This window comes from Mycobacterium sp. 852014-50255_SCH5639931, from assembly GCF_001665605.1.
Lineage (GTDB): Bacteria > Actinomycetota > Actinomycetes > Mycobacteriales > Mycobacteriaceae > Mycobacterium > Mycobacterium paraffinicum.
Window position 1 is genome coordinate 158,956 of sequence record NZ_LZSV01000024.1, and the last position, 21,642, is coordinate 180,597.

Consider the following 21,642-nt stretch of genomic DNA (forward strand, 5'->3'; position numbering starts at 1 on the left):
TCATGGCCGACCAAGTCTTTTATGAGGACGTCGAGGTGGGTGACGCGATCCCCGAACTCACCGTCACCGTCGACGAGACGCAGTTGTTCTTCTTCAGCGCCGCCACCTACAACGGCCACCGTATCCATTACGACAAGGACTGGGCGCGCACGGTCGAGGGCTACGACGACGTGCTGGTCCACGGCCCGCTGCAGGCCGCGCTGCTCGGCCGGGCCATCGGGGACTGGATCGGCGGGCATGGCCGGCTGGTGTCCTTCTCCGTCCAGAACCGCGCGGTTGCCCACCCCGGCCAGCCACTGAGCTTCCGCGGCACGGTCACCGGCAAACGCCTCTCCGACCGGGGCGCCGGGATGGTGGACCTCGACATCGCCGGCCGCCGCGAGGCGACGGTGCTGATGCCCGGCACGGCGACGGTCGAACTGCCCCGCCGCGGAACGCCTCGGGGAGCCGATCAGTGACCGGGCTGCGGGGCGAGGCCGCGATCGTCGGCATCGCCGAGCTGCCGGCCGAACGGCGTCCCACCCGCCCGCCGCTGTTCACCCTCGACCAGTACGCGATGCTCGCGCGAATGGTGATCGAGGACGCCGGCGTGGATGCCGCGTGCGTCAACGGCCTGCTGACCCACGGCATCGCCGAGTCGGCGATGTTCGCACCTGCCACCCTGTGCGAATACCTCGGCCTGCCACTCGATTTCGGTGAACGCGTCGACCTGGGCGGCGCAACGGCGGCGGGCATGATCTGGCGGGCCGCGGCCGCCGTGGAGCTCGGCATCTGCGACGCGGCCCTTGCCGTGGTTCCCGGATCGGCTTCCCAGCCGCAGTCCGAGAAGCGGCCACCGCCGGCCGGAAATTGGTATGGGGCGTCGTCGAACAACTATGGGTCGCCGCAAGCGGAATTCGAGATCCCGTACGGCAACGTCGGCCAGAACGCGCCCTACGCGCAGATCGCCCAGCGCTATGCGGCCGAGTTCGGCTACGACCCTGCGGCGGTGGCCAAGATCGCCGTCGACCAGCGCACCAACGCGTGCGCCCACCCGGGCGCGGTCTTCCACGGGACCCCGATCACGGTCGACGACGTTCTCGCCAGCCCGATGATCGCCGACCCCATCCACATGCTGGAGACCGTGATGCGGGTGCACGGGGGAGCGGGCGTGCTGATCGCCAACGCCGACATCGCCCGGCGCGGCCGCCACCGCCCGGTGTGGATCAAGGGCTTTGGCGAACACATCGCCTTCAAGACCCCGACCTACGCCGAGGACTTGCTGCGCACCCCGATCGCCCGCGCCGCCGACCGGGCGTTTGCGATGGCCGGCCTGAACCGGCCCGAGGTGGACATGGCGTCGATCTACGACTGCTACACCATCACCGTCCTGATGAGCCTCGAGGACGCCGGCTTCTGCGCGAAGGGCGAAGGGATGTCGTGGATCGCCGACCACGACCTGACCTACCGCGGCGACTTTCCACTCAACACCGCGGGCGGCCAACTGTCGTTCGGGCAGGCCGGCATGGCCGGCGGCATGCACCACGTCGTCGACGGTGCCCGGCAGGTGATGGGCCGGGCCGGCGATGCGCAGGTGCGCGACTGCCACACCGCTTTCGTCACCGGCAACGGCGGCATCATGAGCGAGCAGGTCGCCCTGCTGATGCGGGGGGACTAGCGATGAGCATCCCCGTTCCTGAGCCGACGCCGGTGTCGCGGCCCTTCTGGGACGCCCTGGCCCAGCACCGCATCCTGGTGCAGTACTCACCCTCGCTGGGGCGCTACGTGTTCTACCCGCGCACTCTTGCCCCGGGAACATTGGCCGACGATCTGGAATGGCGCGAAATCGACGGCGCGGGAACGCTGTACACGTTCACGATCGCCCGCAGGCCCACCGGTCCACCCTGGGCCGGTTCGCTACCGCAGCTGCCGGCCGTGGTTCAGTGGGACGCGGGACCGAAATTCAGCACCGAGCTGGTGGACGTCGACCCTGGCGAGGTCCATATCGGCATGCGGGTCGAGCCGGTGTTCTACGATCTGCCCGAAGACGGAATCACCCTATTGAAATACCGGCCGGCGTGACCGACTCAACGAGGAGTTCGGGAGGTGTACATGGACGATCCCTTTGACGGCGTCCAGGCGATGCTGCGCGATTTGGACGCGGGATTCCCGCGCGTCGAGACGATGACCGCCGCGCAGGCCCGAGCCGCCGTCGCCCAGCGGCGCCAGCCCGTCGACAACATCGACGACGTGCACCGCACCGAGGACCGCTCGATCCCGGGCCCCGCCGGCGCCATCCCCGCGCGGGTCTACTACCCGCACGGCGGGCCGCAGGAAGACCGCGCCGCGGTCGTGTTCTGCCATGGCGGCGGATTCGTGTTGTGCGACATCGAGTCCCACGATGGCTTCTGCCGCGCCCTGGCCCGCGGGACCCAGGCCGTCGTCGTGTCGGTCGGCTACCGCCTCGCGCCCGAACACCCGGCCCCCGCGGCCGCCATGGACGCCTTTGCGGCGTTCTGCTGGGTCGTCGACCACGCGTCAGAACTCGGCATCGACCCGACGCGGACCGCCATCGCCGGTGACAGCGCCGGCGGCAACCTCGCCGCGGTCACCGCCATCCTGTGTCGTGAACGTGCCGTCGCCGCGCCGGCCGCGCAGCTCCTGATCTATCCGGTCATCGATCCGTCTTTCGATACCGACAGCTATCAACGCTGCGCCACCGGCCACTTCCTCACCAGCGCCGCCATGCAGTGGTATTGGCGCCAATATCTGGGCGCCCAAACGCTTTTGGGCCAGGACCACCTGGTGGCACCGTCGCGCGCGGGGTCGCACGCCGACCTGCCGCCCGCGGTGATCGTCACCGCCGGCCTCGATCCGTTGCACAGCGAGGGTTGCGGCTATGCGCTCCGGTTGCGCGAGGCGGGGGTGCGCGTGGTGCACCGCGACTTTCCGGACCTGTTCCACGGCTTCCTGACCATTCCGTCGTTTCCACCGGCGGCCTCGGCGCGTGACCTGATCTGTTCCGACCTGCGGGAGCTACTCCAGCCCACCCTGTGCGAGTCGGCATGACGCAAGCCGACGTGATCGTGATCGGCGCGGGGTTCGCCGGGCTCTACGCCGTGCACCGGGCCGCGTCGGCGGGCCTGTCGGTGATCGGCCTCGAGGCGGCGCCCGACGTGGGTGGCACGTGGTACTGGAACCGGTACCCGGGCGCCCGGTGTGACGTCGAAAGTGTCGACTATTCCTACTCATTCGACGAGGAACTGCAGCAGAGCTGGATGTGGACCGAACGCTTCGCCGCCCAACCGGAGATCCTGGCCTACCTGCGCCACGTCGCCGACCGGTTCGATCTGCGCCGCCACTACCGTTTCGGCATCGACGTCGTCGGCGCCGCCTTCGAGCAAGGCCAATGGCGGGTCCGCGCCCGCGACGGTCAGGCCTACGCCGCGCAGTTCCTGATCTGCGCGACGGGCTGCCTGTCGGCGGTCAACCGCCCCGACATCACCGGCGTCGACGATTTCGCGGGCGAGGTGTACTTCACCGCCGCGTGGCCACGCGAAGACCCCGACCTGCACGGTAAGCGGGTGGGCCTGATCGGCACGGGATCCTCTGGCATCCAAGCGGTTCCGATCGTCGCCGCGCAGGCGGATCGACTGGTGATATTCCAGCGGTCCGCGAACTACAGCATTCCGATGCCCAACCGCCCCTGGACGCCGGAGGAGCAGCAACAGATCCGGGAGCAGTATCCCGAGCGCCGCCGCGCCGCGGCCTACGCGGCTGCGGGCACCCCGCACGGCACGTACCACAAGAACGCGGTCGACACCGACCCACAGGAACGCGCCGAGGCACTGTGGCGCCGCTGGCGCGAGGGTGGGGTGCTGTTCGCAAAGACGTTTCCCGATCAGAACTCCGACCTCGCCGCCAACCACATCGCACGGGAGTTCGCCGAGGAGCGGATCCGCGAAATCGTCGCGGATCCGGGCGTGGCCACCGACCTCATACCCGTCGACCACCCGATAGGGACGAAGCGGATCTGCACCGACGGCGGTTACTACGCCGCGTTCAACCGCGACAACGTCGCGCTGGTGAACCTGCGCCGCGAGCCAATCGAGGCGATCACCGCCGACGGCGTGCGAACCAGCGCCGCGACCTATCCCTGCGATGTGCTGATCTTCGCCACCGGCTTCGACGCGCTGACCGGCGCGCTGACCCGCATCGACCCGGAGGGGCCCGGGGGAGTGCGACTGCGCGACGTGTGGGCCGACGGACCCCTGACGTTCCTCGGCCTGATGGTGCCGGGCCTGCCGAATCTGTTCACCATCAGCGGCCCCGGCAGCCCGTCGGTGCTCGCCAACATGGTGCTGCACGCCGAGGTGCAGGTCGACTGGGTCGTCGAGCTGGTGTTGACCGCCCGCCGCCTTGGGGTGACGGAGGTGGAGCCGCGGCGCGACGCCGCCGAGGCCTGGACCGACCACGTCGGCCAGGCGGCCGAGCGGACGCTCTTCCCGAAAGCGGCCTCGTCGTGGTACCTGGGCGCCAATATCGAAGGCAAGAAACGGATTTTCATGCCGTACGCCGGTGGGTTCGGCACGTATCGACGCCACTGCGATGATGTGGCGCGTCGCCACTACGCCGGGCTGGTGCTGACCACCCGATGATCGAGACGGTCCAGCAGCTGCTGCGGCAACGTCGTGGCGACGACACCCCGGCCCTCTCCTCCGGCGAGCACACCTGGACGTGGCGCGAACACCTCGCCGAGGCCGAGGCGGAGGCCGCCGCGCTGATCGGGATTGCCGACCCGGCGCGTCCGCTGCACGTCGGGGCCCTGCTGCCCAACTCCCCGGCGATGCTGCGCGCCATGGCCGCCGCCGCGCTGGGCGGCTACGTGCTGTGCGGGATCAACACCACGCGGCGCGGGGCCGGGCTGCTGGCCGACATCCGGCGGTCCGACTGCCAGCTGCTACTCGTCGACCCGGAACATCGCGAACTGTTGGATGGCTTGGACCTCAACGGGATTCAGGTGCTGGACGTGACGGGTCGGCGCTACGCCGAACTGGTGGCCGCCGCGCCGCCCCTGGTTCCGCACCGCGAGGTCACCGGCGGGGACACGCTGATGATGATCTTCACCTCCGGGACCAGTGGTGACCCGAAGGTCGTCCGGCTCGCGCACGCGATGGCGGTCATGTGCGGTGCCAGCCTGATCTTCCAGTACGACGTCACCGCCGAGGACGTCTGCTACCTGTCGATGCCGCTCTTTCACTCCAACGGCATCGCCGCCGGATGGGCGGTCGCGATCGGTGCCGGCGCCACCATGGTCCCGGCCCGGTTCTCGCCGTCACGCTTTCTCGACGACGTGCGCCGCCACCGCGTGACGTACCTCAACTACGTCGGCAAGCCCCTCGCGTTGATCCTGTCCACCCCCGAGCGGCCGGACGACGCCGACAACACGCTGCGGGTGGCGTTCGGCAACGAGGCGACCGACCGCGACATCGCCGAATTCGCAAGGCGTTTCGGATGCCGCGTGGTGGACAGCTTCGGTTCCAGCGAGTTCGCGGTGATCGTCGTCCGCGAGGACGGCACCCCGCACGGATCGATCGGGAAACCATATGCGGGAGTCAGCATCTACAACCCGTTGACGCTCACCGAGTGCGCGGTCGCGGAATTCGACGAACACGGGGCGCTGACGAACTTCGACGACGCGGTCGGCGAGCTCGTCAACACCCAGGGCGCGGGCCCGTTCGTGGGCTACTACAACGACCCGGCCGCGACCGCGCAGCGGATGCGGCACGGCATGTACTGGTCGGGCGATCTGGCCTACCGCGACGCCGACGGCTGGATCTACCTGGCCGGCCGCACCGCGGATTGGATGCGGGTGGACGGCGAGAACCTGGCGGCGGGGCCGATCGAGCGGATCCTGGAACGCCTGCCGGAGGTGAGCCAGGTCGCGGTCTACGCGGTGCCCGACGAGCGGGTCGGCGACCAGGTGATGGCCGCGCTGGTGTTGCGAGACGGGGCGCGGTTGGGGCCAGAAGGCTTCGCGAGCTTCCTCGCCGCACAACCGGATCTGTCGCCCAAGGCCTGGCCGCGGTATGTGCGCATCAACGCCGAGCTGCCGACGACGGCGACCAACAAGATCCTCAAGCGCGCGCTGACTGCGGCGGGCGTCAGCGCCGAGGGCGGCGTGTTGTGGACGCGCCGGGCGCGCGGGACGGCCTACCGTCAGCTGACGGCTTCGTCGGCTTGAGCCGATTCGGGAACCTCCTGCGGCGCTTCCCCGAACCGCGCCAGCACGAGTGTCGCCGAGACCGCCACCACGAAGCCCGCGATGACCAGCCAGCCGAGCCCGTCACGCGCGCTGTCGCCCAGCCATACCGCGCCGACGAACGCGGGCGCGATGGTTTCACCGATGACCATCCCGGCGACGGCCGTGGTCACGGACCCACGGTGCAGGGCGGAGGTCAGCAGCAGGAAGCCGGCGGCCCCGCCCGCGGCCGCCGCGTACAGCGCCGGATTGGTGTAGAAGGCGCGTTTGGTCGGATCGATCACCTCGATCAGCCGCACGCCGACCTCGATTACCCCGAAACCGGTCCCGGCCGCCAGCCCCAGCGCCAGCGCGCGCGGCCGGTCCGGGAGTCGGCCCGTCACCGCACCGGCAATGAAGATCGCGGCCACCACGCCCAGCAGAGCCCACCCGAGACCGGCCGGGGCGTGCCGGAAGTGCCCGGGCCCGGCCGCGAGTGCGAGGACGACCAGACTCGCGCAGACCACGCCCACCGCGGTCCATTCGGAGGGAGACAATCGCGCCGACAGCAGCCAGGCGGATGCGATGCCGGTGACGGCGATCGAGGCGGCCAACGCCGCGGCGACCACATAGATCGGCACCAGGCGCAGCGCCGCCACTTGCAGGAGGAAGCCGACGCCGTCCAGGCCGACGCCGACGAGGTACCGCCACTGCCGGGCGGCGCGCATCAACAGCACGGTATCGACGCCCGAGCCGCTGCCGGCTTCCACCGATCGCGTCGCCGCCGCCTGCAACACCGACGCGGTGCCGTAACAAACCGAGCAGCCCAACGCGAGAAGGAAGCCGATCAGCACACCTCGAACAATAGGCGTCAGCACCGAGCGGTGCGGGCGGGCGGCCGGCTGAGAATTCTCTGAACAAATGTTTGGGCAGGGTGTAGTGCGGGCACGTCACACCTACGCATGGCGTCAGCCCCGGCCGGGCCGCGATCACGAGCAGTGAACAGCTATGCGTTCTTTCTATTGCCATTGAGTGCCTGTTGAACAATGCGCTACAAGGTAATTCAATACAGACGTTTAGAGTGAGTGTACAACTGTGTACTCTAGCGGCATGGCTGAACGAGGCGCCGAGCCCCAGGTCCCACGGGGACGACGATTGTTCCTGCGGGCGGTGCGGCGCTTGTTCAGCCCGCTCCAGCCGGACGACTACCTCGAGATGATCAACCCGCTGTGGACCACCAAAGAGCTGCGCGGGAAGGTCGAAGCCATCGAGCAGCAGGGCTCGGAAGCGGCCAGCATTCTGATCCGCCCCGGATACGAGTGGCCGGGCCACAAGCCCGGTCAGTATGTGCGCCTCGGCGTGGTCATCGACGGCGTCTACCACTGGCGCGCGTATTCGCTGACGTCGGATCCCTCGCCCAAAGACGGACTCATCAGCGTCACGCCCAAGAGGGTCGACGGCGGCGCGGTGTCGCCGTATCTCGTGCACAAAATTCAGCCCGGCGATCTGGTGCGGCTCGGCGAGATCGAGGGGGTCTTCACGCTGCCCGAGCCCGTGCCGGACAAGATGCTGTTCATCAGCGCCGGCAGCGGCATCACGCCGATCATCAGCATGCTGCGCAGTCTCGATAGCAGCAACGAGTTGGGCGACGTGGTGGTCATTCACTCCGCGCGCACCCGCGCGCAGACCATGTTCGCCGACGCGCTCGACGAGCTCGCCGGCCGCCACGACGGGATGCGGCTGGATCTGCGCCTCACCTCCGAGCAGGGGCGGCTGACACCCGAGGACCTCGATGACCTGTGCCCCGACTGGCGAGAGCGCGAGGCGTTCTGTTCGGGTCCCGGCGAAATGCTCGACGCCCTGATCGAGCACTGGGAAGAAAACGGGGATCGCGAACGCCTGCACTTCGAGCGGTTCCAACCGAAGATAGGCGGCGACGCGAACGCCGGCGAGGGTGGCACGGTGTGCTTCCTCGACAGCGACAAGGAAGTCGAATGTGACGGCGGCACATCGATTCTCGAGGCGGGTGAGAAGGCCGGTCTCAACCTCGCATTCGGCTGCCGGATCGGCATCTGCCACACCTGTGTCGGCACGTTGAAGTCAGGCAAGCTCCGCGACCTGCGCTCGGGCGACGTGATCGAACCGACCGGACAGGACGTCCGAATCTGCATCAATACCGCCGAGGGCGACGTCGAACTCGAACTCTGATCGAAAGGAGCGGCTTGTGACAACTGCCGTGAAGAGGGCCGGGGAGAGCCCGCTGTCCCGACTTGGGGAACAAGAACTCGAAAAACTCGCGAAGGAATTCGACGCGATCCACGACGACGTGTTCAACGATCTCGGCGACCGCGACCGGCGCTACATCAAGAACGTCATCTCGGCACAACGTCAGATCGTCGTGGCCGGCCGGGTGCTGTTGCTGGCTTCGCGATCGAAGACCGCGTGGCTGCTGGGCACCGCCTGTCTCTCCATGGCCAAGATCTTGGAGAACATGGAGATCGGCCACAATGTGATGCACGGTCAATGGGACTGGATGAACGATCCCGACATCCACTCCTCGGTCTGGGACTGGGACACGGCGTCGACCGCCGAGTCGTGGAAGCACTCCCACAACTACATCCACCACACGTTCACGAACATCCTCGGCAAGGACAAGGATCTCGGCTACGAGATCATGCGAATCGACCCCAACCAGAAGTGGGCTCCGCGCTACCTGGGCCAACCGATCTACAACCTGCTGCTGACGCTGCTGTTCGAGTGGGGTGTGGCCGTCCACGACCTGGACATAGACGCGATACGCAAACGCGAGAAGCCGTGGTCGGAGGTGCGCAAGGACCTGCGGGGCATCGGCGTGAAGGCGCGCGCGCAGATCTATAAGGACTACCTGGGTTGGCCGGCGATAAGCGCCGGGGCGTTCGCCCTCACCCAACTGGCGTTGCGCGGCCGGCTCGAGCAGCCGGCGCAGTCCCGCATCGGCAGGAGGATCCGTCGGGTGTCCAACAAGGGCAGGGCCGCCAAGGCGGCGAACTTCCTCGACAAAGTCGCGCCCGGCGTCGAAAGCACCTACCTGCGCACCCTGACCGCCGACGCGCTGGCCAACGTCATCCGCAACGTGTGGGCGCACGCGATCATTTTCTGCGGCCACTTCCCCGACCAGACGTACACGTTCACGCAGGAAGAAGTCGAGAACGAAAGCCGCGGCGGTTGGTATGTACGCCAATTGCTCGGCGCCGCGAACATCGATGGCGGCCCGCTGTTCCACCTCATCAGCGGCAATCTCGGTTACCAGGTCGAGCACCACCTCTACCCGGACATGCCGAGCAGTCGATACTCGGAGATCGCGCCGCAGGTCAAAGACATCTGCGAGCGCTACGAGCTGCCGTACAACTCCGGCCGTTTCTCGAAGCAGTGGGGGACGGTGCACCGCAGCATATTCCGCCTGGCTTTCCCGGGTGGAAAGCCCCGACCGAAGCCGGGTCCCTACCACGGCAACGTGCATCGGCCCGATCCCGAGCGGCCCAGCGAAAGCGCCCGATTCCGCGATCGCGTCCCGGCCGAACACCCGGCCGCGGGACCCGAACACGACTCCACGGGCGTCGAGGTTGAGCCACCGCCGCGGGGCAAGGACTGACCCGGCCGCCGAGTGTGAACAGACTCCGAATCTGAACCATTTTCGTCCGCCGGTCGTGGATGATCATCGATGATGCCCCGCATCCGCAGATCCGATATCGATGACACCGGGCCGACGGCCGATGCCGGAGGTTACGGGTTTCCCGCGCGGTTGTGGCGCCTGCTGGACGAGCACCCGCCGCCGGGTGTCAGGCAGGCACAACGGTGGCGCAGCCCGCTCCGGGGTCCTTGGCTGACGTCCGTGTTCGGTTCGGTGCTGCTGGTCACGCTGCCCATCGTCATCATCACCGGCCTGCTGTCGTATGTCGCCTACGGGCCGCGGTTCGGCCAAGCCATCCCGGGGGACGTCGGGTGGCTGAAGCTGCCGACGTTCGATTGGCCTACCAACCCGTCATGGCTGTATCGGCTGACCCAAGGACTGCACGTCGGGCTCGGGCTGATCCTGATCCCGGTGGTGCTGGCCAAGCTGTGGTCGGTGATACCGAGGCTGTTCGCATGGCCGCCGGCCCGATCGATAGCTCAACTGCTGGAACGGGTTTCGCTGCTGATGCTGGTCGGGGGCGTCCTGTTCGAGATCGTGACGGGCGTGCTGAACATCCAGTACGACTATATCTTCGGGTTCAGTTTCTACACCGCGCATTACTTCGGCGCGTGGGTGTTCATCGCCGGGTTCGTCGTGCATATCGCGATCAAGATCCCGGCCATGTGGTCCGGCTTGCGCTCGATCTCGCCGCGCGACGTCCTGCGCACCGGGCCTGCGGACACCACCGCCCAGGCGTGGGAGCCGGACGGGCTGGTCGCCGCGGACCCGCACCCCGCGACGGTGAGCCGCCGCGGCGCCCTGGCGCTGGTGGGCGGCGGCGCGCTGTTCCTGGCGGTCATCACCGCGGGCCAGACGCTGGGCGGCTACACGCGGCCTGCCGCGCTGCTGCTGCCGCGGGGGCGCACCCGTGGCGATGGGCCCAACGACTTCGAGATCAACCGAACCGCGGTAGTCGCCGGAATTTCCGCCGAGAACACCGGCGAGCGCTGGCGGCTCACCGTGACCGGCGGTCCTCGCCCCGTGGTACTGGACCGCACCGCGCTGCTGGCCATGCCGCAGCGCACCGCCGTCCTGCCGATCGCCTGCGTGGAAGGCTGGTCGACCACCCAAACCTGGGCCGGGGTGCGGTTGGCGGACCTGGCCCGGCTCGCCGGCGTTCCCGCGCCGGCCTCGGCGCATGTCGCGTCGCTGGAGCGCTCCGGCGCATTCGGCCGCGCGACACTGCAAGGGAGCCAGGTGCTGCACCCCGATGCGCTGCTGGCGTTGCGCGTCAACGGCGCCGACCTGTCGCCGGACCATGGCTTCCCGGCGCGCATCATCGTGCCGGCGCTGCCCGGGGTGCACAACACCAAATGGGTGGAGTCGATAGCCTTCCAGGCGGCCGCAAATGCGTAGTGCCCGAAGGGGTTTCGCAAGGGTCTACGGGTCCTACCCGTGGCATCTGCTGACCCTGATCGCCGGGTTTGCGCTCCTGGGCTACGTGGTGGTCATGATCAAACCGGTCACGCTGTGGAACCCACAGGTGTGGTGGCAGTCGATCATCGTGTGGTTCGCCGCGGCCATCGTCGCCCACGACCTGGTGTTGTTCCCCATCTATGCGTTTCTCGACCGGCTGCTGTCGGGGACCGTCGGCCGGCTCGCAGCACCGCCCGTGCGGGTGATCAATTACATCCGGGTGCCAGCGCTGGGCGCGGGCCTGGCGCTGCTGGTGTTCCTTCCGGGCATCATCAAGCAGGGCGGCGCCACCTATTCGGCCGCGACCGGTCAGACGCAGGACCCCTTTCTGGGTCGCTGGCTGTTGCTGACGGCGGCGATGTTCGGGGTTAGCGCCGCGATCTACGCGGTCCGCGCGGCAACGGCGCGCCGGCGGACCGACGCGGCCGACCTACATGTTGGCGATGATGTGTAGGCGCCGGGCGCTGTACTCGGTGTCGGAGATCGCGCCCCTGGCGTGCAGGTCCTCCAGCTGCTTGAGGCGCTCGGAAAGCGGCGGTTCGGAGAGCGGGAGCGCGGCCGGGTGAACGTGGATGCCGCCGGTGTGCTGCAGTGTGGCGCCCTTGGTGCTCCACCCCTCGCCCAGGCCGATGAGCCGCAGGGCGAACAGCACGCCGGCGCCGGTGATCGGCAGCCCGAGGTAGAGCATCCACCCCAACGGCACGCCGGCCCGGCTCAGCGCGAAGTAGCGCGTCAGCAGCACTAGCGCGAGCATCCCGCCGGCCAGTAGCACGACGACCTTGCTTTTCATCCGCTATAACCTCCGTATAGGTCGCTGCGGGTCGCAGCGGTGGTGGGGCAAGTGCAAATCACCCGTGGCGCTACCGATCCCAAAGCGCGCCGGGCGACTTCACCGTCGGTGGCCGTCCTTGGAGGATTCTTGGCGACTTCTTGGAGTGTTCTTTCAAGTCCGCGCGTGTCCTGCGCATCGCGCAGCGAATAACTACGATGGGGAGGCGTGGGGAATGGACAAGCCCGGACGGCGGCGGTGAGCGCCTGCCTGGCCGCACTGGTTTTCACGCCGTTCGACGTCACCGCAACGACTGCAATGACCAAAACCGTTGCGCCGTCCCCATCCTCATCGACCCACGACAGTGCCTTCCGGGGCGGACCCCCCAGCTCTCCCTGCTTCATCGGACTCAATTGCGGATGTGTTCAACACTGCCAATCGCCGCCGCACCCACGTCCTCCGGACGTCGCCGGCGATCCCCAGCACGCACCTCCCGCCTCGGCGCCGTCGAATCCCCAGTCCGGCCGCGCAAATGCGTGGCCCGCGGCGAGTAACTACACTGCGGAATTGTGAACAAGCGACAAGCCCGGCCCGTGGCGGGGTTGTGTGGTGTCGTTGCGGCACTCGTCGTGGCGTTCGCTTGGTCGCCCGGGGACACGAACGCTAAGGCTGCGAGCCCTCCTTCTTCCAGCGCGACGCCGGCGCCGGCGCCGGGTGGGGGCGCCTTGCCCGTTCAGCCTGTTGGCGGGGGTGGCTGCATCATCGGCTTGAACTGCGGATGTGTTCAGCACTGCCACCCGCCGCCGCATCCCCGCCCTCCCGCCATCGCCGTCGATCCACAGCGCCCCGCTCCAGGTCCGGGCCCACAGAATCCCTAGCAGCCGGGGCCGCGAAGGCAACGACCCGACTTGCTGACAGCGCCGTTCGCGGCTTTCCTATGATCTGGCCATGGAGTCCGAGTCCTCGCCGGCGTTCACCGACGAGGACTCGGCCCGGTTTCGTGCCGCCGGCTTCTGGTCTGACACGACACTTTCGGACGCGGTGCGCCGCAACGCCGAACAGTCGCCGGATCGTCTCGCCTATGTCGACCATCCGGGGACGTCGCTGACCTGGCGCCAATTCGACAGTGCCGCAACCGATGTTGCCGAACAGCTGGCCGGCGCGGGAGTGGCACCCGGCGATCGGGTGGCGGTGTGGCACGGCGACTCCGCCGCCCTCCACGTGCTGTTCGTGGCGATCGAGCGGTGCGGGGCCGTCGTCGTCGGTGTCGGCGCGCGCGCCGGCACCCGTGAGGTCACGGCGATCCTGCGCAGCTCGCAGCCGCAGATCCTGATCAGCGATCAGCAGCGCGGCAGGGAAGCCGCGACTGTCGCCGACGAGCTTTCGCTGCCCACCCTCGTCTTGACCGCTGACGCCGGCAGGCCTCGACTGAACGTCCCGGTACCGCCCAGGGTGCTGACCGGCGAGTCCCGACTCGGCCCCGACGATGTCTTCCTCATCAACTCCACCTCAGGGACCACCGGCCTGCCCAAGTGCGTGGTGCACACCCAGAATCGTTGGTACTACTTCCACCAGAAGGCCGTCGCCAACGGGCGGTTGACGCCGGAGGACACGATCCTGCCCGTCATACCGACGCCGTTCGGCTTCGGGCTATGGACCAGCCACACCACGCCGATCTATCTCGGCGCCACCGCGGTGATCCTGGAACGGTTCGGTGCGAGGGCGACCTGCGAGGCGATATCCCGGCACAAGGTCAGCGTGTTGTGTTGTGTCAGCACGCAATTGACCATGCTGATGGCGGATCCCGCCACCCGCGGCTACGACCTGAGTTCGCTGCGCGTCGTGTTCACCGGCGGCGAGGCGCTGCCATACCGGCCGGCCGTCGAGTTCGAGGAGCTCACCGGCGCCACGATTCTGCAGTTCTACGGCTCGAACGAAACCGGGATGCTCAGCGCGACCACGATGGACGACTCACGCGAACGCCGGCTGCGCACCGGAGGCCGGATCGTCCCCGAGATGGCCGTCCGGCTCTTCGACGGGGAACGGGACGTCACCGCGACGGGACGGGGCCAGCCCGCATGCCGCGGCCCGGCGACCAGCCTCGGCTACCTCGGCGGGACCGACCACGACAAGCTGTTCACCCGCGACGGCTGGATGCGCATGGGCGACATCTGCGAAATCGACGCGGACGGCTATCTGACCGTCACCGGGCGAACCTCCGACTTCATCCTGCGCGGCGGCAAGAACATCAGCGCGACCCAGGTCGAGGACGCCGTCACGACCCACCCCGCCATCGGGGTGGCGGCGGCCGTGGCGATGCCCGATCCGGTCTTCGGCGAAAAGGTCTGCCTCTACGCCGAACTCGTCGACGCCGCCACCCTGGACCTGCCCGAGCTCGTCCAACACCTGTTGGCGCTGGGGGTATCCAAGGAGCTACTGCCCGAACGGCTCATCGTGGTCGACGAGCTGCCACGATCGTCCGGCGGGAAGGTTGCCAAAGGCCGGCTCCGCGAGGATATTCGAGCCAGAACGGAGACTTGATGATGAATGCTCCTAACGCGCGTCGGGGCGGCCTCGAGGTCTGGGCGCCGTCGGTGGTTCCCCCGATCGGGGTCGAGCTGTCCGACGAGCAGGCGCTCGCCGTGGCCTTCCGCCACCTGGCCGGCATCGGATTCGCCGAGAACATGGCGGGACACATCACCTGGCAGCCGGACGGACAGACGGAGATGCTCGTCAATCCGTGGGGCCTGTGGTGGCAGGAGATCACCGCGTCCGACATCTGCGTGGTCGACGCCGACGCGCAAGTGTTGCGCGGCCGTTGGGATGTCACACCCGCCATCCACATCCACACCGAGCTGCACCGCGCCCGCGGCGACGCCCGGGTGGTCATCCACAATCACCCCTACTACGTGTGCGTGCTCGCGGCGCTGGGCAGGCTGCCCGAATTGGTGCACCAGACCGGTTCGCTGTTCCTCGATGACCTGTGCCTGGTGGACACCTACGACGGCGAGATCGACAGCCCCGCCCGCGCGGCCGAACTGGCGGCCCGCATCGGGCCCGCGAACCTGACCATCCTGGCCAACCACGGGGTCATCGCCACCGGTTGCAACCTGCCCGAGGCCGTCTACCGAGCGGCGTCGATCGAGCGGGTATGCAAGCTGGCCTACGACGTGCTCCTCACCGGCATCCAGCCGGTGGCCATGAACTGGGCGGACATGGCGGGCATGCAGCGGTCGCTCGTCGAGCGCGCGGCCGACGTGTACTGGGCGGGAGCGGCCAGGATGACCATCAAGGCCGATGCCGATGTGCTCACGTGAACCGCACCGGCGAGTGTGCACCCATGGCGGCGACACGCCGACAGCCGTCGCCGCCACCGCACACTGAAAGCCGCCACCGCACACTCAACCGCGCCGTCCCGCAAGGAGATTACGAGTGAAATCGATCGACGAGCTGGCCGGCGACCTGAGCTTCACCACCGCGAAGACCGGCGAGCACCGCTCGGTCACCTTCCTGCCGGACCCACCGCGGGCGCCCCGGCGCTACACGGTGATTTCGGTCGACGACCACATCGTCGAGCCGCCGGACACCTTCACCGGACGGCTGCCGCACAAGTTCGCCGACCGCGCACCCAAAGTCGTGGAGACCGGGAGGGGGGGACAGACCTGGGTCTACGACGGCCGGGAACTGCCCAACGTCGGGTTCAACGCGGTGGTCGGCCGACCGGTGGCGGAGTACGGCTTCGAGCCGGTCCGGTTCGACGAAATGCGCAGGGGCGCCTGGGATATCCACGAACGCGTCAAGGACATGGACCTCAACGGCATCTACGCCTCGCTCAACTTCCCGTCCTTCCTGCCCGGGTTCGCCGGCCAACGGTTGCAGCAGGTGACCAACGACCGCGACCTGGCGCTGGCCTCGGTGCGCGCATGGAACGACTGGCACCTCGAGGTGTGGGCGGGCTCGTATCCCGAGCGCATCATTGCGTGCCAGTTGCCGTGGTTGCTGGATCCCGAGCTCGGCGCGCGGATGATCTACGAGAACGCCGAGCGTGGGTTCCACGCCGTCACGTTCAGCGAGAACCCGGCGATGCTGGGATTGCCGAGCATTCACTCCGGGCATTGGGACCCGATGATGGCGGCGTGCGCCGAGACGGAGACCGTGGTGAACCTGCACATCGGCTCGTCGGGGTCTTCGCCGTCCACCACCAAGGACGCGCCGCCGGACGTGCAGGGCGTGTTGTTCTTCGCCTACGCCATCTCGGCGGCGGTCGACTGGCTGTATTCCGGGCTGCCCAGCAGATTCCCCAACCTGAAGATCTGTTTGTCGGAAGGCGGAATAGGCTGGGTCGCCGGCCTGCTGGACCGCCTCGACCACATGCTCAGCTATCACGCGATGTACGGCACGTGGCAGGCGCTGGGCGAAAGCCTTACCCCCGCCGAAGTTTTCACGCGGAATTTCTGGTTCTGCGCGGTGGAGGACAAATCGTCGTTCGTGCAGCGCGATCGGATCGGCGTGGACAACATCATGCTGGAAGCCGACTACCCGCATTGCGACTCCACCTGGCCCCACACCCAGCAGACGATCCACGAGCAAATCGGTGACCTGCCTCAGGATGTGATCCGCAAATTCAGTTGGGAGAACGCATCCCGCCTGTACCGCCACCCGGTGCCGGAAGAAGTGCAGCGCGATCCCGAGGCGTTCTGAGCCATGACTACGGCCAAAGCCGACTTCAGCTCTGTCCGCTGGGGCTCGGTGGAGTGGACGAACCTCGTCACGCTGTACCTGCGCGCCTACGAAAGCCGTTCCCCCCGACCAATTTTGGGCGACAGGGCGGCCGCGGAGGCGGTGGACCGGATCGCCTACGACTTCAAGAGGATCCATCGCAGCTCGCTGCCGGTGTCGAACCAATACCTGGTCGCGTTGCGGGCGAAAGCGCTCGATGACTGGTGCGCGGACTTCTTGCGGCGTCACCCCGACGCGGTGGTCCTGCACCTGGGTTGCGGCCTCGATGGGCGCGCCTTCCGGCTCGCCGTGCCGCATTCGGTTTCGTGGTTCGACATCGACCTACCCGGTGTCATCGAGCTGCGGCGGCGACTCTACGACGACACGGAGTCCTACCGGATGATCGGCTCGTCGGTGAGCGATCCGAAGTGGCTGGAGCAGATCCCGACCGGGCGGCCCACGTTGGTGGTCGCCGAGGGCCTGCTGATGTATCTGACCGAGCAGCAGGTCCGCGTGTTGCTGCAGCGGCTCACCGATCGATTCGATTGCGGCGAAATGCAATTCGACACGCTCTCCGCTCTGGCGCCGCTGCTGTCGAAGCTTTTCACCAGGGGGATCATCAAGTGGGGCATCCACGACGCGCGGGTGCTACAGACGTGGAACCCGAGGCTGCGGTTGGTCGAGCAGGCGCCCGCGCTGGCGGGCTACCGGGAAATCGAATCGACGGCGGTGCGGTGGATGTACAAGCTGACGTGCGCATCGCCCGGCGGCAAGTACGACGTGCTGAACCGCTTCGAGTTCTAAGGCGTCACAGGTCGGAAGCCAGCCGCCGCAGGATGTCGGATGTCGGTTCGGCGGTGGCGCTGCGGTATCCGGTGCCCGCCCACAGGTGGACGTAGTCGGGCTTGCCCGCCGCGGCTGCGGCTTTGCGCAGCGGGCTGGTGAGGTAGTGGATGGCGGGATAGCCCAGCGGCGCCTGGGCCTCGTGGGCATCGATGAACGAGTTGCGCAGCCCGCGGGCGGGGCGGCCGGTGAAGGCGTGTGTCAGCACCGTTTCGCTGTAGGCGGGATCGGTCAGGGCGGCCTGGTGCGTGGCCGAGGCGCCGCTTTCGTCGGCGCGCAGCAGGACCGTCCCGACCGCGGCCGCGGCGGCCCCCGCGTGGATCACCTCGGCAACCGCGCCTGGGGTGGCGAGCCCGCCGGCGGCGATCACCGGCAGCGGCACCGTCGCGACGATCCGTTCGACCAGCTCGGCGATCGGCACCGGCATCAGTGGCTTCCGCGGCGAGAGCGTGCCCGAGTGACCGCCGGCGGCCACCCCCTGAACGGCGAGCATGTCCACCCCGGCGTCGCGCGCCTGCGCCGCCTCCTCGGGCGTGGTCACCGTCTGCACCACGACGCTGCCCGCCTTGCGCAGCGCCGCGATCACGCTGTCCGACGGGATGCCGAAGGTGAACGACACCATCGGAACCGGGTCGTCGAGCAGCAGCGCGATCTTCTCGTCGAACTTGTCGGTGTCCTCGACGGGCTCCGGGGGCAGCGTCACAGCAAACTGGTCGGCGTCGCGCTGAACGATAGCGGCATAGGCCCGGTAGGCCTCGGGGTCAACCGGTAGGGGATTGGGCGCAAATACGTTGATACCGAACGGGATTCCCTCGGAGCGGACCTGTTTGAGCTCGGCCTCGACGGCCTCCACGGTCTTGTAGCCGGCGGCGAGCATGCCCAGGCCGCCCGCGCGAGTCGCGGCCGACACCATCGCGGGGGTGGTCGGGCCGCCCGCCATCGGGGCGGCGACCAGCGGAATGGACATTCCGAACTGTGGCAACATCTCAAAGCCCTTCCGGTGTCGCAGTGTCGCAGGCGCGGAGATCGCCGCCTCGACAATAACGACGTGCCGTCGCGGCGGCATTCCGCCCTGGAGCGGGACCTGGCAGGATGCTTCAGCGTGAACAGGCCCAACTTCCTCGTGATCGTGGCGGACGACCTCGGGTTTTCCGATATCGGCGCGTTCGGCGGCGAAATCGAGACACCCAATCTCGATCGGCTCGCCCACGCGGGGATCCGGTTCACCGATTTCCACTCCGCGCCCGCCTGCTCGCCCACCCGGGCGATGCTGCTGACGGGAACGGACCACCACGTCGCCGGAATCGGCACCATGTTGGAGGTCGCCGGGCCGGCGTTCCGCGGCGCACCCGGCTATGAGGGTTATCTGAACGATCGGGTCGTGGCGTTGCCCGAGCTGCTGCGCGACGCCGGATACCTGACGCTCATGTCGGGCAAGTGGCACCTGGGCGCGACCATCGAGACATCGCCGTGGGCGCGCGGGTTCGAGCGCTCGTTTGCCTTGCTGCCCGCGGGGGCCAGCCATTACGGGGGCCGGGCGGCCGGCGGCTTCTCGCCCATTCCAACGCTTTACACCGAGGATGACCAGTTCGTCACGGTCGGGGACGACTTCTACTCGTCGGACTTCTACACCGACAAGCTGTTGCAGTACCTGCGCGAACGGGCACCCGGCGAGGACCGGCCCTTCTTCGCGTATCTGCCCTTCCAGGCACCGCACTGGCCGCTGCAGGCGCCGGACGAATCCATCGCGAAATACCGTGGCCGCTACGACGGCGGTCCGGACGCGCTCCGCGAGGAGCGACTGGCGGCCCTCAAGCGGCTGGGCTTGTGCTCGCCGGACGTCGAGGCGCATCCGGTCGTCGCCGACGACGCCCCGGAGTGGGCCGACATGACCGACGAACAGCGTGCGGTGTCTGCCCGCAGCATGGAGGTCTACGCCGGGATGGTCGACCGGATGGACTGGAATATCGGCAGGGTGATCGAATACCTCTCGGACAGCGGGGAACTCGACGACACCGTCGTTATCTTCCTGTCCGACAACGGTGCCGAAGGTGCCATCGTTGAAGCGATGCCGCTGCACGGTGCGCGTATCGCCGCGCAGATCGAAAAGCATTGCGACAATAGCGTCGACAACCTCGGCCGGCCCTCCTCGTTCATCTGGTACGGACCGCGGTGGGCGCAAGCGGCCACCGCGCCGTCGCGGCTGCACAAGGCGTTCACCACCGAGGGCGGCATCCGGGTGGTCGGCTTCGTAACCTGGCCCGGCTTTGACCGGCAACGAGAGGTCGGGACCGCGTTCAGCACCGTCATGGACATCGCCCCGACGGTGCTGGAACTGGCGGGGGCGGCGCATCCCGGCGCCGCCTATCGCGGGCGTGAGGTGGCACCGATGCGCGGCCGCTCCATGGTGCCGTATCTGTCGGGCGGCGCGGAGGCCGTGCATGCCGCCGAGACCGGCACGGGCTGGGAGTTGTTCGGCCGTCGCGCGATTCGCCAGGGGGACTGGAAGGCGCTGTACCTGCCCGCACCATACGGTCCGGGCAGCTGGCAGCTCTACGACCTCGCTACCGATCCGGGTGAGATCCACGACCTCGCCGGCTCGCACCCAGACAAGCTGGCCGAACTGCTGACGTTGTGGGACCGCTACGTCGAGGAAAACGGCGTGATCCTCGATCCCGTCTCGGTGTTCGACGTCGAGTTTGAGGCTGAGTCTGATGGCTGAGACAACCTCGTGTGCGATCGTCGGTGGCGGCCCGGCCGGAATGGTCCTGGGGCTGCTCCTGGCGCGGGCGGGTGTCCAAGTCACCCTGATGGAGAAGCACGGTGACTTCCTGCGGGACTTCCGCGGCGACACGGTCCACCCGACCACCATGCGGTTGCTCGACGAACTGGGCCTGTGGGAACCGTTCGCGGCCTTGCCTTTTACCGAGGTCCGCACCGCGAAACTCGAATCTAACGGGCAGTCGGTGACCTACGTCGACTTCGAGCGGTTGCGCCAGCCCCACCCCTTTGTCGCGATGGTGCCGCAGTGGGACTTGCTCAAGCTCCTAGCCGGTGCGGCACAGGAGGAGCCGAGCTTCTCGCTGCGGATGAACACCGAAGTCACCGGCCTTCTGTGGGAGGGCAGCAGAGTTGCCGGTGTGAACTACCGCGGGCCCGAGGGTCCGGGTGAATTGCGGGCCGAGTTGACCGTTGCCTGCGACGGCCGCTGGTCGGTCGTTCGGCACGAGGCCGGACTGAAGGCGCGCGAATACCCGGTGAGGTTTGACGTGTGGTGGTTTCGGTTGCCGCACAAGGAAGACACCGAATACTCCTTTTTGCCCCGCCTCGGTCCGGGCAAGGGGCTCGCCGTGATCCCGCGGGAGGGTTACTTCCAGATCGCCTACCTCGGGCCGAAGGGCACCGACGCCCAGCTGCGGGCGCGCGGCATAGAGGCGTTCAGGCGCGACGTGGAAGAGTTGCTACCGGACATGCCCGAGTCGGTCGCGGCGCTGCAATCCATGGACGACGTCAAACATCTGGACGTGCACGTGAATCGGCTGCGGCGCTGGCATACCGACGGGCTGCTGTGCATCGGGGATGCGGCGCACGCGATGTCGCCGCTGGGCGGGGTCGGCATCAACCTGGCGATCCAGGATGCGGTCGCGGCCGCGACCGTACTGGCCGAACCGCTGCGACAACACCGGGTCGGTGACCGCGAGCTCGCCGCGGTGCACCGCCGCCGCGTGTTCCCGACGGTGGTGACCCAACTCGTGCAGCAGGTGCTGCACCACATGTTGCTCGGGCCGTTGTTGCGCGGCGCGGACCCCACGCCGCCCGCGGCGCTGCTCGGCCTGATGAAGCGGCTGCCGTGGCTGTCGGCCGTGCCGGCCTACTTTGTCGGCGTCGGCGTGCGGCCCGAGCATGCGCCGGCATTCGCGCGCCGTACGCCGCGGGAGGCGGTTTGATATTTCGCGAGCGAGG

The 21,642-nt window shown here is 68.1% G+C and carries 19 protein-coding genes; 16 read left to right on the forward strand and 3 right to left on the reverse strand.

Annotation, left to right across the window (positions count from 1 at the left end; genetic code table 11):
• The first annotated feature begins 2 nt into the window (after nt 1-2).
• Genes A5758_RS14810 through fadD1 form a run of 6 tightly spaced genes read left to right on the forward strand, consistent with a single transcriptional unit; the run spans nt 3 to nt 6,223 of the window.
• Entirely contained in the window at nt 3-458 is a 456-nt protein-coding gene (locus A5758_RS14810) for a MaoC/PaaZ C-terminal domain-containing protein (protein WP_067741116.1), read from the forward strand.
• The gene (locus tag A5758_RS14815) at nt 455-1,657 is read left to right on the forward strand and encodes a thiolase family protein (protein ID WP_067741119.1); all 1,203 of its coding nucleotides are present in this window, start codon (nt 455-457) and stop codon (nt 1,655-1,657) included. Before A5758_RS14810 ends, A5758_RS14815 begins: the two co-directional genes overlap by 4 nt.
• Nucleotides 1,658-1,659: 2 nt before the next feature.
• A complete protein-coding gene (locus A5758_RS14820) occupies nt 1,660-2,061 on the forward strand; it encodes a Zn-ribbon domain-containing OB-fold protein (RefSeq protein WP_067209034.1) in 402 nt (133 codons plus the stop codon).
• A gap of 30 nt (nt 2,062-2,091) precedes the next feature.
• Nucleotides 2,092-3,048, forward strand: a complete 957-nt coding sequence (locus tag A5758_RS14825) for an alpha/beta hydrolase (RefSeq protein WP_067741348.1) — start codon at nt 2,092-2,094, stop codon at nt 3,046-3,048.
• Entirely contained in the window at nt 3,045-4,637 is a 1,593-nt protein-coding gene (locus tag A5758_RS14830) for an NAD(P)/FAD-dependent oxidoreductase (protein ID WP_067741122.1), read from the forward strand. Before A5758_RS14825 ends, A5758_RS14830 begins: the two co-directional genes overlap by 4 nt.
• Nucleotides 4,634-6,223, forward strand: a complete 1,590-nt coding sequence (fadD1, locus tag A5758_RS14835; protein WP_067741125.1) for a fatty-acid--CoA ligase FadD1 — start codon at nt 4,634-4,636, stop codon at nt 6,221-6,223. Before A5758_RS14830 ends, fadD1 begins: the two co-directional genes overlap by 4 nt.
• Here the strand turns inward: fadD1 and A5758_RS14840 are convergent.
• On the reverse strand, nt 6,199-7,074 hold the full coding sequence (locus tag A5758_RS14840) for a DMT family transporter (RefSeq protein WP_231987325.1): 876 nt from the start codon (nt 7,072-7,074) through the stop codon (nt 6,199-6,201). The genes fadD1 and A5758_RS14840 overlap by 25 nt on opposite strands.
• A gap of 256 nt (nt 7,075-7,330) precedes the next feature.
• On the opposite strand from A5758_RS14840, the gene A5758_RS14845 reads away from it, so the two are divergent.
• The 4 genes from A5758_RS14845 (at nt 7,331) to A5758_RS14860 (ending at nt 11,802) form a co-directional block, all read left to right on the forward strand.
• Nucleotides 7,331-8,428, forward strand: coding sequence for a ferredoxin reductase (locus A5758_RS14845; RefSeq protein WP_067741130.1), 1,098 nt, complete (start codon nt 7,331-7,333; stop codon nt 8,426-8,428).
• A 28-nt stretch (nt 8,429-8,456) separates the two neighbouring features.
• Nucleotides 8,457-9,851: a fatty acid desaturase gene (locus A5758_RS14850; RefSeq protein ID WP_369816445.1), complete on the forward strand. Its 1,395-nt coding sequence runs from the start codon at nt 8,457-8,459 to the stop codon at nt 9,849-9,851.
• A gap of 72 nt (nt 9,852-9,923) precedes the next feature.
• On the forward strand, nt 9,924-11,288 hold the full coding sequence (locus A5758_RS14855) for a molybdopterin-dependent oxidoreductase (protein WP_082939702.1): 1,365 nt from the start codon (nt 9,924-9,926) through the stop codon (nt 11,286-11,288).
• Complete coding sequence (locus A5758_RS14860; RefSeq protein ID WP_067741136.1) at nt 11,281-11,802, forward strand: hypothetical protein; 522 nt, start codon at nt 11,281-11,283, stop codon at nt 11,800-11,802. Before A5758_RS14855 ends, A5758_RS14860 begins: the two co-directional genes overlap by 8 nt.
• Here A5758_RS14860 and A5758_RS14865 read toward each other — a convergent pair.
• Complete coding sequence (locus tag A5758_RS14865) at nt 11,779-12,138, reverse strand: SHOCT domain-containing protein (RefSeq protein ID WP_067741139.1); 360 nt, start codon at nt 12,136-12,138, stop codon at nt 11,779-11,781. The two genes, A5758_RS14860 and A5758_RS14865, sit on opposite strands and share 24 nt — an antisense overlap.
• A 927-nt stretch (nt 12,139-13,065) precedes the next feature.
• Here A5758_RS14865 and A5758_RS14870 point away from each other — a divergent pair.
• From A5758_RS14870 to A5758_RS14885, 4 genes are all read left to right on the forward strand, one after another.
• The gene (locus tag A5758_RS14870) at nt 13,066-14,658 is read left to right on the forward strand and encodes a class I adenylate-forming enzyme family protein (protein ID WP_067741142.1); all 1,593 of its coding nucleotides are present in this window, start codon (nt 13,066-13,068) and stop codon (nt 14,656-14,658) included.
• Nucleotides 14,659-14,660: 2 nt separating this feature from the next.
• Entirely contained in the window at nt 14,661-15,434 is a 774-nt protein-coding gene (locus A5758_RS14875; protein ID WP_067741145.1) for a class II aldolase/adducin family protein, read from the forward strand.
• A gap of 115 nt (nt 15,435-15,549) precedes the next feature.
• Nucleotides 15,550-16,818 carry an amidohydrolase family protein gene (locus tag A5758_RS14880; protein WP_067741148.1) on the forward strand — a complete coding sequence of 423 codons (1,269 nt, stop codon included), beginning with the start codon at nt 15,550-15,552 and terminating at the stop codon, nt 16,816-16,818.
• Nucleotides 16,819-16,821: 3 nt separating this feature from the next.
• Entirely contained in the window at nt 16,822-17,640 is an 819-nt protein-coding gene (locus A5758_RS14885) for a class I SAM-dependent methyltransferase (RefSeq protein ID WP_067741150.1), read from the forward strand.
• 4 nt (nt 17,641-17,644) lie between these two features.
• Here the strand turns inward: A5758_RS14885 and A5758_RS14890 are convergent, their stop codons facing one another.
• A complete protein-coding gene (locus tag A5758_RS14890; protein WP_067741158.1) occupies nt 17,645-18,664 on the reverse strand; it encodes a nitronate monooxygenase family protein in 1,020 nt (339 codons plus the stop codon).
• Between the two features lie 117 nt (nt 18,665-18,781).
• Between A5758_RS14890 and A5758_RS14895 the strand changes: the two genes are divergently transcribed.
• Both A5758_RS14895 and A5758_RS14900 read left to right on the forward strand, forming a co-directional pair.
• Nucleotides 18,782-20,401, forward strand: coding sequence for an arylsulfatase (locus tag A5758_RS14895; RefSeq protein ID WP_067741355.1), 1,620 nt, complete (start codon nt 18,782-18,784; stop codon nt 20,399-20,401).
• A complete protein-coding gene (locus tag A5758_RS14900) occupies nt 20,394-21,626 on the forward strand; it encodes an FAD-dependent oxidoreductase (protein ID WP_067741161.1) in 1,233 nt (410 codons plus the stop codon). Before A5758_RS14895 ends, A5758_RS14900 begins: the two co-directional genes overlap by 8 nt.
• The last annotated feature ends 16 nt before the right edge of the window (nt 21,627-21,642 follow it).